This window comes from Actinoplanes sp. NPDC026670, from assembly GCF_040638175.1.
Classification (GTDB): Bacteria; Actinomycetota; Actinomycetes; order Mycobacteriales; family Micromonosporaceae; genus Actinoplanes.
This window is the reverse complement of sequence record NZ_JBEZXU010000004.1, coordinates 239,836-252,973: the sequence shown is the minus strand read 5'-3', so window position 1 is coordinate 252,973 and position 13,138 is coordinate 239,836. Positions and strand designations below refer to the sequence as shown.

8 protein-coding genes are annotated in these 13,138 nt (G+C 71.5%); 3 read left to right on the top strand and 5 right to left on the bottom strand.

Features of this window, described 5'->3' with window-relative positions; all coding sequences use genetic code 11:
- Positions 1 to 2,098: 2,098 nt before the first annotated feature.
- A complete protein-coding gene (locus AB0E94_RS06195) occupies positions 2,099 to 2,608 on the top strand; it encodes an inorganic diphosphatase (protein ID WP_317789739.1) in 510 nt (169 codons plus the stop codon).
- A gap of 78 nt (positions 2,609 to 2,686) precedes the next feature.
- Here AB0E94_RS06195 and eccD read toward each other — a convergent pair whose 3' ends face one another.
- Positions 2,687 to 4,102: a type VII secretion integral membrane protein EccD gene (gene eccD / locus AB0E94_RS06190; RefSeq protein ID WP_360323264.1), complete on the bottom strand. Its 1,416-nt coding sequence runs from the start codon at positions 4,100 to 4,102 to the stop codon at positions 2,687 to 2,689.
- 155 nt (positions 4,103 to 4,257) lie between these two features.
- On the opposite strand from eccD, the gene eccCa reads away from it, so the two are divergent.
- Both eccCa and mycP read left to right on the top strand, forming a co-directional pair.
- Complete coding sequence (gene eccCa, locus AB0E94_RS06185; RefSeq protein ID WP_360323154.1) at positions 4,258 to 8,199, top strand: type VII secretion protein EccCa; 3,942 nt, start codon at positions 4,258 to 4,260, stop codon at positions 8,197 to 8,199.
- Between the two features lie 300 nt (positions 8,200 to 8,499).
- Entirely contained in the window at positions 8,500 to 9,720 is a 1,221-nt protein-coding gene (gene mycP, locus AB0E94_RS06180) for a type VII secretion-associated serine protease mycosin (protein ID WP_360323262.1), read from the top strand.
- A 120-nt stretch (positions 9,721 to 9,840) separates the two neighbouring features.
- On the opposite strand, the gene AB0E94_RS06175 is transcribed toward mycP, so the two are convergent.
- The 4 genes from AB0E94_RS06175 to nth are packed head-to-tail and all read right to left on the bottom strand — an operon-like array spanning position 9,841 to position 13,133.
- Positions 9,841 to 11,019, bottom strand: coding sequence for a MarP family serine protease (locus tag AB0E94_RS06175; protein WP_360323152.1), 1,179 nt, complete (start codon positions 11,017 to 11,019; stop codon positions 9,841 to 9,843).
- Between the two features lie 28 nt (positions 11,020 to 11,047).
- The gene (locus AB0E94_RS06170; RefSeq protein ID WP_360323150.1) at positions 11,048 to 11,767 is read right to left on the bottom strand and encodes a CoA pyrophosphatase; all 720 of its coding nucleotides are present in this window, start codon (positions 11,765 to 11,767) and stop codon (positions 11,048 to 11,050) included.
- Positions 11,764 to 12,303 (bottom strand): TlpA disulfide reductase family protein, encoded by a 540-nt coding sequence (locus AB0E94_RS06165; protein WP_360323148.1) that lies wholly within the window; start codon positions 12,301 to 12,303, stop codon positions 11,764 to 11,766. The genes AB0E94_RS06170 and AB0E94_RS06165 overlap by 4 nt, the downstream gene beginning before the upstream one ends.
- Positions 12,300 to 13,133, bottom strand: coding sequence for an endonuclease III (gene nth / locus AB0E94_RS06160; RefSeq protein WP_360323146.1), 834 nt, complete (start codon positions 13,131 to 13,133; stop codon positions 12,300 to 12,302). The genes AB0E94_RS06165 and nth overlap by 4 nt, the downstream gene beginning before the upstream one ends.
- Positions 13,134 to 13,138: the final 5 nt, after the last annotated feature.

The window sequence follows — 13,138 nt, the reverse complement described above, 5'->3', positions numbered from 1 at the left end:
CCGCCGGGTCCGTCGCAGCACCTTTAGCGGTCTGCGCCGATGTCTCACCCGACGCGGCACCCTCAACAGGCTGACCCGGGGCAGCGCTCTTGGGCGGCTCGGCCGCCGCCTGACCCTTAGCGAGCTGACCAGATACGGCACCACCAGCAGACTGACCCGGAGCAACACCCGTGGACGGCTCGGCCGGCGCCTGACCCTTGGCAGGCTGGCCAGATACGGCAGCACCACCAGCGGTCTGGCCCGCAGACCGACCCGTCGCAGCATCCTTGTCGGCCTGACCTGGCGCAGTACCTGCGGCCTGGCGGGGTGTAGCTCCGACGGCCTGGCCCGGGGTCTTGCCAGCGCCCTGACCGGGCGCGGTGTCCTGGCCCGGCGCAGCGCCCGGGGGTGTCTGGGCTGTTGTGGTGCCTTCGCCGTCTGGAGGCGGCGGTTTGCTCGGGCCGGCGGCCTGGGCGCTCTGGTCGACGACGCGGTTCGGTGGCGAAGCCTGGCTGGCCGGCTTCGCGACGGGCCGGGAAGGGGTGCTCTGGTTGCTGAGGTCCGTCGGCCGGCCCGGAACGACACCCGAGCCGCCAGCGGTCCGGCCCTGGTCGGTACCGGAAGCAGTCCCCGCGCCGGACTCAGCCGGACGGGCGGGGGGTGTGCTCTGAGCAGGATTCTCGGCACCGCCCGGAACGTTGCCTCCACCCTGCCCGCCGGACCCGGCAGGACCCGATCCGGACGCAGCCGTCCCAACCGGTCCGGGTGGTCCCGCAGCCCAGGCCCCACGCGATGTGCCCTGCCCCGGACGCGCGCCAGGCCAGTTCCCGACCGGACCCGGCCCACTCGCCGGGTAGGGCCCGGATCCGACGACCGGCGAGGAGAAGACACCCGGTCCGGATGCACTTCCAGTCCCGAACCCGGCCGGACCCGCCGCTCCAGCACCTGCCGGACCGGCCAGACCAGGAGCGGAGACCGGGGACACGGCCCCCTGAACCGAAGCACTGCCACGCGCCGGAGACCGCTGACCAGGAATCGGCCGCGGCGTCTGCTGAGACGCCGACGACTCCCCCGGCCCGATCGCCGCGCCCGGCACAGACGCCGCCCCAGACACAGGCGCGGATGCAGACACAGGCGCGGAGGCAGATGCGGATGCAGACACCGGTGCGGAGGCAGGCGAAGGCGCGGCAGCAGATGACGATGCTGAGGGAGATGACGGCGCGGCGGCAGAGCCGGGTGGAGTCGGGGCCGCCGGGCCGGGCTTTGCCGGAGGCGTCGCCTGCTCCGGCGCAGCCGACTGCGCATGGCCCGTTTCTGACGATATGGGCTTTTGTGCAGCGGAAGTCGGGGTCAGTGGCTGCGAAACTGCCGGGGGCACCGAGCCGGGCACCACTCCTGGAAGGAAGGTCAGCGGAAGCCGCCCCGGAACCGGCCGACTCGAAGCGGCAGCCTGTCCGGCCGCCGGCGCCTGCGATCCGGCAGCCGCCCCAGTCGAAGGCGACGGAGAGGTGGAGGCCGGGCCTTGAACAGGGCTGACCGCGGAAGGCTGAACCTTCGGCAAAGCATCGGTTCCACCAGGCGCAGGCCCGGTAGAAACGGTGTCAGCCGCGGGCGCCGGCGCCGCAGTGGCACCGGGCGCGGAAGGAGCTGCGGCCGATGAGGGCGCCGAAGGTGCGCCGGTGTCGGTGGCCGGGATGACTGCGGGCTCAGGCGGGGCAGACGGGGACGGATCGTCCTGCTGCCACGGGAAAGGGCGGCGGGCGTCACCCATCGACGGAGGGACGGCTACACCACCGGGCGACGAAGTCACATCCGGGCGCACCTCATCCACGTTGCCCGAATTGTCAGGCAATGTCGAGGTTGAGGGTGACGAATCGGTCGTTCGCCTAGCCTCTTCCGGGGTCGGTTGCGAACCCGACACGCCGTGTTCCTCCGGACCGTCATGTGAATCTTGCCTCGTCACACGCCCCTCCTCGCCCGTGGCGTCAGACTTAGGGGAGACTAGCGACATCCGGCACACCGTTGCGCGCGGATCCTGCGGGCCCTGCTTCCACGCCCCGCTTCCCCGCCCGGCGGACCACCGGTCTATTCAAGCGGGCAAGCAAAAGGGGAGCGAATAATGGATTTCGACGTCTTGGTTGAGATCCCCAAGGGGCAGCGCAACAAGTACGAGGTGGACCACAAGACCGGACGTATCCGGCTGGACCGGACCCTCTTCACCGCGACACAGTATCCCGCGGACTACGGCTACATCGAGGGCACCCTCGGGCAGGACGGCGACCCTCTGGACGCTCTGGTGCTCATCCAGGAGCCGACCTTCCCCGGCTGCCTGGTACGGGCCCGCGCGATCGGGATGTACCGGATGACCGACGAGAAGGGCCGCGACGACAAGGTCATCTGCGTTCCGTTCGAGGACCCGCGTCAGGAGCACCTGCGCGACATCCACCACCTGGGCGAGTTCGACCGCCTGGAGATCCAGCACTTCTTCCAGGTCTACAAGGACCTGGAGCCGGGCAAGTCGGTCGAGGGCGCGACCTGGGTCGGCCGGATCGAGGCCGAGGCCGAGATCCGCGCCTCCTTCAAGCGTGAGGAAGCCGCCCAGGCCGAGGGCGAGCACGGCGAGCACTGACCGCAAGCTCCCGCGAACCGCTGACGACCGCACCTGCGGGGCCCTGGGCCTCGCAGGTGCGGTCGTATCACGAGCAGATCAGGTCAGGCCGGAGACGGCGCTGTAGAGGCCGGTCACCGCACACGCGACCGGGATGACCGAGACGACGATCAGGGCGTCCACGATGTCGGCGGCCCGGCCCAGGTAGGGCGACGGCGGCCGATCCGCGTACCGGGCCCCGGCGACGACGGTGACCAGCGCCACCAGGACGGCCCCGGCGATCACCACGGGCAGGGCGTCGCCGGCGCCGGTGAGCAGGTCGACACCGAGGGCGGCACCACCGGCGAGGCCGGCGGCGAGCACCGGCACCCGATGGCGGCGGGTGACGAAGAGACGCGAACGCAGCAGCAGCGCGAGCGAACTGACCGCGATCAACGCACGGGACGCGAGCGTCCCGGCGGTGGCGAGCACGGCGAAGGCGCCGACGGCCAGCACAGCGTGGCCGAGGAGCATGCCGGCCAGAAGCTCATCGGTACGGGCCACCGAAGCGAACACAGCACCGCGTTCGGGCAGCCGGCGAACCGGGTCGGCCCCGCCCCGTGGTGTCTCGTCGGTGACCGACTCGGCGCCCGGGGGCAGAGCGATCGGCGGCAGTGGTGTCCGCCCGAACCGCACCGCGAGCAGCGGCAGCATGCCGATCCCGCAGACCAGCGCCGAGATCAGGATCGCGGCGCCACCGGCGGCGGTGGTGAACAGCCCGGTGGCCGCGGTGATCGCCCCGAGCAGCCCGACCGTCACGCCGGCGGTGAAGAACCGGGTGCCAGCGGCCACTCCGGCGCCGGCGAGCGCCGATACGAGCAGCACCGCGACCGAGCCGGCGAGCAGTTCCGGCCCGCCCATCCACGGCACCGGGGCGAGGACGCCGCCGGTTCCGTACGAGGTGATCAGAAGGGCGCCGCCGGCGAAGGCGTAGGGCAGCGCGTATCCGCCGAGCGCGATGCCGGCGCGGGCGTCCCCGTACGCCCGGGAGGCGACCGTCCCGACGAGAGTGAGAAGGATCGCAACGCCGAGCCCGACCACCCCGGGCACCCCGCCGGAGCCGGCCGCGAGCAGAGCCGGGATGCCGAGTCCGAGCGGCACGGCGGCCGCGGCCAGGGTGGCGGTACGGCTGGCGGCCGGGGTCCACACGCCTCCGCGCCGCCGGGCCCCTTCGGCGATGGCCTCGACCACGTCGTCGTATTCGAGCTCCGGCCACTCCTCACCGGCCGGGACCAGGTGGAGCACCTCGCCGTCGCGTACACCCTGGGGATGAAGGCCTTGAGCGGTCGCCAGGGCGACGCCGTCGCCGCGCCGCAGCACCCATCCGCCGTGCCGCTCGCCCTCGTCGGCGAGGCCCTCGCCGGCGTGCCGGAGCACCTCCGGCAGAAGTTCGGCCAGGGGCACCTGCTCGGGGAGGGCCACGTCGACCCGCCGTTGCGGCGCGCTGATGGTCACGCGGGCCAGACCGACGCTCACCTGGTAGTCCTTCCGTTCGTCCACAGCCTGGACCGGAGGTTGTGCACATCGCCCGGGACGAGGCTGCGGGATCGACGGAACTTTACCTAGAGTGGGCCGGTCGTGAAGTCCCGAGATCTGGCGGGGCGGCCGGAGCCGGAGTTCAAGGGGGCGGGATGGGCACCGTGATGATCAAGCGGGCGGCCCGTCGACCGGCTCCGGAGATCCCGGAGGGGCAGCTGACCGTCGAGCCGCCGCCGGAGATCCCCGAGGCCGCCGGTTCGCGCTGGCAGCAGTGGCTGATGGCGCTGCCGATGCTGGGCGGCACAATGGCCATGGCGATGATGATGGGTCAGGGGCGCGGGGGCGCGTACTCGTACGTCATCGGTGGTCTTTTCGGGGTTTCCTCGCTGGCCATGATGATGACCTCGTTCGGTGCCTCGGGTGCGCCGCGCAAGGCCGAGATGATGGCCGCCCGCCGCGAATATCTGCGGCATCTGGCCTCGCTGCGCAAACGGGTCCGGGAGACCGCACGGATGCAGCGGCTGGGACTTCTCTACCGGCATCCGGATCCGGAGCGGCTGTGGTCGACCGCCGACAGCCACCGGGTGTGGGAGCGCCGTCCCGGCGACCCCGATTTCGGAGTGGTACGGGTCGGGCTGGGCCCGCAGACGCTGGCGACGCCGCTGGTCCCGCCGGTGACCCGGCCGCTGGACGAGCTGGAGCCGATGACCGCCGGTGCGCTGCGCCGGTTCCTCGACGCGTACTCGGTGGTGCCCGACCTGCCGGTGGCGATGTCGCTGCGCGGTTTCGCCCGGGTGTACGTGCGTGGTGACGCGCCAGGCGCCGAGGGGCCGCGGGCGCTGGTCCGGGCGGTGCTGACCCAGCTCGCCGTCTTCCACGCCCCGGAGGACCTGGTGATCGCGGTCTGCGCCGGCCGGGACGCCCGGGCCTACTGGGAGTGGGTGAAGTGGCTGCCGCACGCCCAGCATCCGGCGCTCACCGATGCGCTCGGCCCGGTCCGGCTGGTGGCCGGTGACGAGCCGAGCCTGGCCGCGCTGCTGGAGCAGGTGATCGGGTCCCGGCCGCGGTTCCATCCCGGTGGCGGCGGCGGGAGCACCCCGCACGTGCTGGTCGTGGTCGACGGCGCGGAGCCGGCCACCACCCGGCTGGACGACGCCCTGGACGGCCTGACCGTGCTCGACCTGGACACCATGCCGCCCCGGCTGCTGGACCGGTCGTCGCTGGTGCTCGAAGTCCGTACCGACGGGGTGCTCGGCACCTGGACGATGGATCACGAGAGCGAGGCGGGCCGGGCCGACGGGCTGACCGTCGACGAGGCCGAGGCGGTGGCCCGCCGGCTGGCGCCGCTGCGGCTGGCGACCGCGCCCGATGCCGGTGGCAACACCCCGGCCGCGACCGAGACCGGCCTGCCGGAGCTGCTCGGCATCCCCGATCCGGAGAACTTCTCGGTGAGCCGCGGCTGGCCGGCCCGCCTGCACCGGGACCGGCTGCGGGTGCCGATCGGCGTCAGTGACGACGGCATGCCCGTCGAACTGGACCTGAAGGAGTCGGCGCAGGAGGGCATGGGTCCGCACGGCCTGCTCGTCGGCGCGACCGGTTCCGGCAAGTCGGAGCTGCTGCGCACGCTGGTGCTGGCACTGGCGGCCACCCACTCGTCGGAGATCCTCAACTTCGTCCTGATCGACTTCAAGGGTGGCGCCGCGTTCGCCGCCTGTGACCGGCTGCCGCACACCGCCGCTCTGGTCACCAACCTGGAGGACGCGCTGCCCCTGGTCGACCGGATGGCCGACGCGCTGGAGGGCGAGCTGAGCCGGCGGCAGGAGCTGCTGCGCAAGGCCGGCAACTACGCGGGACAGTTCGACTACGAGAAGGCCCGTGCCGGTGGGGCGCCGCTCGCGCCGCTGCCGACGCTGTTCGTGGTCTGTGACGAGTTCACCGAGATGCTGGAGAAACGGCCGCACTTCATCGACATCTTCCTCCAGATCGGCCGGCTCGGGCGGTCGCTCGGCGTGCACCTGCTGCTGGCCAGCCAGCGGCTCGAGGACGGGCGGCTGCGTGGTCTGGACACGCACCTGTCGTACCGGATCGGGCTTCGGACCTTCTCGGCCCTGGAGTCGCGGGCCGTGCTCGGTGTGCCGGACGCGTTCGAGCTGCCCCGCTCCCCCGGTAACGGCTACATGAAGTTCGGCACCGAGCCGCTGATCCGGTTCAAGGCCGCCTACGTGGGTGGTCCGGTGCGCCGGGCCGGCCGATCGGGTGGCCGCGCCGACCTGGGTGGGGTCCAGGTGCTGCCGTGGACCACCCAGCACGTGGCGGCGCCGGCGTCCGCGCCGAAACAGGTGCAGCAGGCCGACGACGACGGGCCGAAACTGGCCGACGTGATGATCGAGCGGATGATCGGGCAGGGGCCGCCGGCGCACCAGGTGTGGCTGCCGCCGCTGGACGAGTCGGCGCTCCTCGACGAGCTGCTCGGCCCGGTCGGGGTCACGCCCGGTCGTGGGCTGACCTTCACCAACCCGGCGCTGCACAACCGCCTCCAGGTGCCGATCGCGGTCATCGACAAGCCACGTGAGCAGGTCCGCGACGTCATGTGGCTCCAGCTCGCCGGCGCGGCCGGGCACGTGGCGGTGGTCGGTGGCACGCAGAGCGGCAAGTCGACGGCGCTGCGCACCCTGGTGTGCGGGCTGGCGCTCACCCACACCCCGGCCGAGGTGCAGATCTACTGCATGGACTTCGGCGGTGGCGGTCTCGGCACGTTGCGCGACCTGCCGCACGTGGGCGGGGTGTTCGCCCGGCTGGAGGCGGAGGGGGTACGCCGTACCGTCGGCGAGATGATGACCCTGCTCGCCGAGCGGGAGGCCCGGTTCGCCGAGCTGGGGGTCGAGTCGATGGCGGCCTACCGCAGCCGACGTGCGGGCGGTGGCAACGATCCGTTCGGCGACGTGTTCATCGTGGTCGACGGCTGGAGCACGGTTCGCAAGGAGTTCGAGGAGCTGGAGCCGGTCCTCACCGACCTGGCCACCCGCGGCCTGTCGTACGGCATCCACCTGGTGGCCGCGACCTCCCGCTGGATGGACTTCCGGCCCGCCATGCGCGACCTCTTCGGCTCACGGCTCGAACTGCGGCTCGGCGACCCGTCGGACTCGATCATCGCCCGGCGCGCGGCCGAGTCGGTGCCTGATGAGGCGCCCGGGCGCGGCATGATCCCGCACCCGTCCGACCGGGCCAAGGGCCTGCACCTGCTCACGGTCCGGCCCGAGGTCAGCTCGATCGGCGACACTCCGGCGCTGGTCAAGTCGATCGCGACGGCCTGGGACGGGCAGCCCGCCCCGCGGGTGCGCCTGTTGCCGGCGGCTGTGCCGTACACCTCTCTGGAAGTGGACCGCGGCAGCGGCCTGCGGATCCCGATCGGCATCGCCGAGGCCGACCTGCGACCCGTCGAGATCGACTTCGCCTCCGACCCGCACTTCCTGCTGTTCGGCGACGCCGAGTCCGGCAAGACGTCGTTCCTGCGGTCGATCGCCACCACACTGACCAGGCGGTTCCGGCCGGAGGAGTGCCGGATCATCCTGGTCGACTATCGGCGCAGCCTGATGGACCTGCCGGAATCCGAACACCGCATCGGGTACGGCATGCAGGCCCAGCAGACGCAGGATCTGATCCTGTCCGCCGCCGGGTACATGCAGCGGCGCCTGCCCGGACCCGACGTGACCGCCCGTGAACTGCGGGAACGCTCCTGGTGGACCGGGCCGGAGCTGTTCGTCCTGGTCGACGACTACGACCTGGTGGTGGCCGGGCCGACCAACCCGCTGACGCCGCTCGTCGAGTACCTGCCACAGGCCCGGGACATCGGCCTGCACGTGGTGCTGACCCGGCGCTCCGGCGGGGCCGGGCGGGCGCTCTACGAGCCGGTGATCCAGCGGTTGCGCGAGTTGTCGGCGCCCGGCCTGGTGATGTCCGGTTCGCCTGACGAAGGCGCGCTCATCGGGAACGTCAAGCCGTACCCTCTGCCACCGGGTCGCGGACGCCTCATCACGCGCCGTGAGGGGACCCGCCTGATCCAGGTCGCGCACGTGCCACCGTTCCGTGACTGACGGCCACCCTTCGTCGATCGCGGTAAATGGACAGACAACCGGTGCGATTGAGCGGGACGGACCACAGCGACACGCCGGTACGAGGGAGTAATCTCCCTCCATCGACTGACGACGCGCCCGACCGACCCCGAAGCGATTGACCGAAGCCACGACCGACCGTCTTCAGAATGGCGACGCCGACCCGTGACAAGTGAGCATCGAAACCCGGCCGGACCGGCCGCGTGGGGTGGCACCCTCCGCAGTTCCGCGGCCTCGAGCCGCGGCCGGCGCCTCGGGGCGGCCGCGCTGGCCGGCCTTCTCGTGTTCGGCGTCCCAGCCGGCGCCACCGCGGCCCCGCCGCTGGCCGAGCCGGTCCTCAACGGTGACAACGTCCGGGCCGACCAGTGGCAGCTGGACGCGCTGCACCTCACCGACGCGTGGAATTATTCGGACGGCGCCGGCGTCACGGTCGCGGTCCTCGACTCGGGCGTCGACGCCCACCACGTCGACCTGGAGGGTCAGGTGCTGCCCGGCATCGACCTGGTCGACCGCAAGACCGACTCCGGCGAGAGCGATCCGGTCGGCCACGGCACGACGGTCTCGGCGATCATCGCGGGCCGCAACGACGATCAGGCCGGCGTCGTCGGCATCGCTCCCAAAGCCAAGATTCTTCCGGTACGGGTGCTCGACGAGGACAACCGCTACGACGACGCGCTGATCGTGGCCAAAGGTGTGCGCTGGGCGGTCGACAACGGCGCCAAGGTGATCAACATGTCGCTCGGCGGCAGTGGCTCCAGCCCGACACTCGCGGCCGCCATCGACTACGCGTTCGCCAAGGACGTCGTGGTCGTCGCGTGCACAGGCAACGCGACCGGCACGAGCACGACGAAGACCTCCAACTACGGGGTCTGGTATCCGGCTCGCGAACCCGGTGTGATCGCGGTCGGCGGCACCGAACGTGACGGCGAAGGGCTCTGGACCGGCTCCATCCGGGGTAAGGAGACCGTGGTGACGGCGCCCGCAACCGACCTGGTCGGGGCCCGTCCGGACGGCTACTGGCGGGTGCAGGGCACGAGTTTCGCCGCGCCGATGGTGGCCGCGACGGCAGCGCTGATCCGGTCCCGGTGGCCCGACATGTCCGCGCCCGAGGTGGTCAACCGGATCATCCGGACCGCTTCGGACCGTGGCGAGCCCGGGCGGGACCCGGAGTTCGGCTTCGGTCTCCTGGACCCGGTGAAGGCGCTGACCGCCGACGTGCCGTTCGTCACCGGCAATCCGCTCGACAACACCCCGTCGCCGGGGATCGCACGGTTCGGCAGCGCGCCGGCGTCCGGCCAGGCCCAGTCGGCGCCGCAGCAGAGCGTCGAGCCGACGGGCGTCGCCCCGGCGGTACCGGGTGGCAACGTCGGCGGGTGGGCCGCCCCGGCCAAGCCCGAGCCGGCCGATTCCCCGACGGCCCGCTGGATAGCGATCGCCCTGTTCCTGCTGTCAGCAATCGCCGCCGCAATCACCATCCGCCGCTTCGCCGCAACCACAGGCTGACAGCCCCACTTCGCACATCCGGGTGCGTGTTGTCGCGGCTGGGCGTGGAGGGTCTTAAGGCGTTACCGCTTTAGGGTGTGGGGGCGGTTGTGGGAGTTGTGGCCGTACAATATGGGGGGTTTAGGCGCATTCGCCTGTTCGGACCTCTCGGGTGTTTGCCCGGCCGGTCTGGGCCACCGACGATGCCTCGTCGGCCGTCAAGGCGAAGCCGACGTTCTTGTCGTCGGCCGCCGCGGCGAAGATCACGCCCAGGACGTCGCCGTTGGGGTCGATCAGCGGGCCGCCTGAGTTGCCGCTGCGGACCAGCGACTTGATCGTGTAGATGTCACGGGTGACGTCGCCCGATTCGTAGATGTCCGGGCCGGTGATGTCGCCGACGTCACGGACCCGGGCGGACTGCGCGTTGTACGGGCCGTCCTGCGGGTAGCCGAGGACGATGGCGCTGGCGCCGGTCGCGGCTTCCTTGCGGGCGAAGTTCATCACCGGGGCCTTGAGACCCGGCACGTAGAGAACGGCCAGGTCACGCTTGGGGTCGTAGACGACGACCTTGCCCTCGATCTGGCGGCCGTCGCTCTCCACCACCACCTCGCGGGTTCCGGCGACCACGTGCGCGTTGGTCATCACACGTTCGGTGGCGTAGACGAAACCGGTGCCCTCGATGCGGCGGGAGCAGCTCGGCGCCGAGCCGAGGATCTTGAGGACGGAGCTCTTCGAGTCCTTGACGACCTTGGAGCCGGCCAGGGCCGGGTCGGGGGCGGCCACCTCGCGGGCCTGGGTCCGGGCGAGGCCGCCGAAGACGTCCGGGAAACCGTTGGTGTCGAGCGTGTCGCGCAGCCCGGAGGAGAGGGCCCGCACCTCCTCGGGCACGAGCTCGGTGACCCCGCCGAGGATCGCGCTGTCCCGGACCGCCGCGTTGATCGCCGGGAACGGCGTCGAGCCGAACGGGACGGCGACCAGCCAGGCCGCGAAGAGGACCGCGATCACCGAGACGAGCGCGCCGCCGGCGTCGTCGAGGTACTGCACGGGCTTGCTCTGGATGACCTGCCGCAGGTTGGTGCCGAGCCAGCCGGCCAGGGTCTGGCCGAGAACCGCGAGGACGAGGATGACGCCGAGCGCGACGACCAGCCGCACCGTGCCGTTCTCGAACTGGCGGGCCAGCAGCGGACCGAGTTGCAGACCGATGAGCACACCGCTGAAGAAGCCACCGAGCGACAGCGCGCCGATGACGAAGCCCTGGCGGTATCCGCTGATCGCGAACAGCACCATGACCACGATCAGGAAAATATCGACCACGGGCACTCACTCAGCGTAGAAGTCGGGGTCCATCTCACGGCACCACCTCATCCGGCGCACCGCCGCGGGCGGCCGGAACGGGGGCGGTGGCGTCCGGAAGTTCGACTATGCGGCCCGGCTCCCAGGGCAGCGCCCAACCGGCCATGTCCAGCAACGCAGCGATCACCCCAGCCGTGAAACCCCAGACGAGCAGCCCCCGGACCTGGAACGCGGGCCCGATCCAGCCGCTCGGATGTCGCACCCGGATACGGTTTGCAGGGTCGGCCAGTTCACTGATCGGCAGTCTGTCGACGTGCGCGACCTCGGCCGGCTGCAACGGATGCACCGGATGTGGCTTTCGCCACCAGGCGAGAACCGGGCTAACCACGAATCCGCTCACCGGGATCCACAGGTCCGGCAGCAGCGCCAGCACCTCGGCCGAGGCGGGGTCGAGACCGACCTCCTCGTTGGCCTCGCGCAGGGCGGTGGCCGGGGCGTCGGCGTCGTCCGGGTCGGTGGCGCCGCCCGGGAACGCGGGCTGGCCGGCGTGGTTGCGCATGGTCGCGGCCCGCTGAAGGATCAGCAGGTCGGGGTGGCCGGGACGGTCCTCGTCCTCACCGATCAGGACCAGGACGGCGCTGGACCGGCCGCCGGCTCCGACCGGGCGGCGCAGCATGGTGAAGTCTTCGCTGCGGCACTCGGCGACCCTGGTGAGCAGTGGCTCGAACCAGTCGGGCAGTCCGTCCGGCCGCCCCAGCACCTCACCCCGGCTCATCGGGCCACCGTAACGCCGAACTGTTTCCGCACCTGTTCGATCAACTGATCGACGTCCATGGCGTTGCGATGCACATACATCTCCCCATCGGCGTTGATGAAGACGGTGGCGGGCAGCATGGTCACACCGAGCCCACCGATGAACCGCTGCTCCGGATCGAAGAGGGTCGGAAAGGTGACACTCCGGTCGGTGGCGAAGTCGGCGGCTTTGGCACGGTCGTCGCGGGTGTCGACGCCGATGACGGTGAACCGGCCGTCGGCGCGGTCGGCGAGGCCCTGCATGACCGGAAGCTCCTCGCGGCACGGGCCGCACCAGGAGCCCCAGACGTTGATCACTGCGGGGCCGCGCAGGTCACGCAGCCGCACCTCGGCGCCGCCGGTGAAGCACCGGAGTGAGATGTCGGGAATTTCGGAAACCGTCCCGCCGGTGAGGCCGTCACAGGCCGCGAACGGTGACGGCACCTCCGGCTCCTCGACGGAGGCGGTGCACCCGGCCAGCGCAAGGCCGGCCAGAACGGCCGGAAGAAGCCGTCTCACAGCTCCTCCGGGGCCACGACCGGCTCCTCCGAGGCCACGACCTCAGCGGCCGGGACCAGATCGGGATCCACCCCGGCAGCCGCCGCCAGATCGCGCGCCCGCGGACCCTTCAGCAGTTTCGCCGCCGGCGCCGCCTCGGTCGGCCCGGTCCCATACGACGGGCACATGCTCGACAACGTGCACGCCCCGCACGCAGGTGTCCGCGAGTGACAGACCCGCCGCCCGTGGAAGATCACCCGATGCGACAGCATGGTCCAGTCGCGTTTCTCGATCATGCCGGCGACGGCGAACTCGATCTTCACCTCGTCCTGCTCGTCGACCCAGCCGAAGCGGTTGGTGAGCCGCCGGAAGTGGGTGTCGACGGTGATGCCGGGAACGCCAAACGCGTTGCCGAGCACCACATTGGCCGTCTTGCGCCCGATCCCCGGCAGTTTGACCAGCTGATCGAGCTTGCGCGGGACCTCACCACGATGCCGGTCGAGGAGCGCCTGGCCGAGCCCGATCAGCGAGTTGGTCTTGGCCCGGAAGAAGCCGGTGGGCCGGAGCAGCGTCTCCATCTCGGCACGGTCGGCGGCGGCGTAGTCGGCCGCCGTCCGGTAGCGCCGGAACAGCTCCGGGGTGACCTGGTTGACCCGCACGTCGGTGGTCTGCGCGGACAGGATCGTCGCGACGGCGAGCTCGAGCGGGTTGGTGAAGTCGAGCTCGCAGTGCGCGTCGGGATGGGTCTCGGCGAGCACCCGGGCCATCTTGCGGGCCCGGCGCTTACGGCCCAGCTCCGTCTCGCCCGCGAAGCGCTGGGGCGCGAGTGTCGCGGTGCGGGGTCGGGTCACCGGTA

Bases quoted from the DNA above. Each gene is read 5' to 3' on its own strand.
- eccCa (WP_360323154.1), top strand. From the start codon at position 4,258: ATGGGCACCGTGATGATCAAGCGGGCGGCCCGTCGACCGGCTCCGGAG.
- AB0E94_RS06170 (WP_360323150.1), bottom strand. From the start codon at position 11,767: ATGAGCCGGGGTGAGGTGCTGGGGCGGCCGGACGGACTGCCCGACTGG.
- AB0E94_RS06195 (WP_317789739.1), top strand. From the start codon at position 2,099: ATGGATTTCGACGTCTTGGTTGAGATCCCCAAGGGGCAGCGCAACAAG.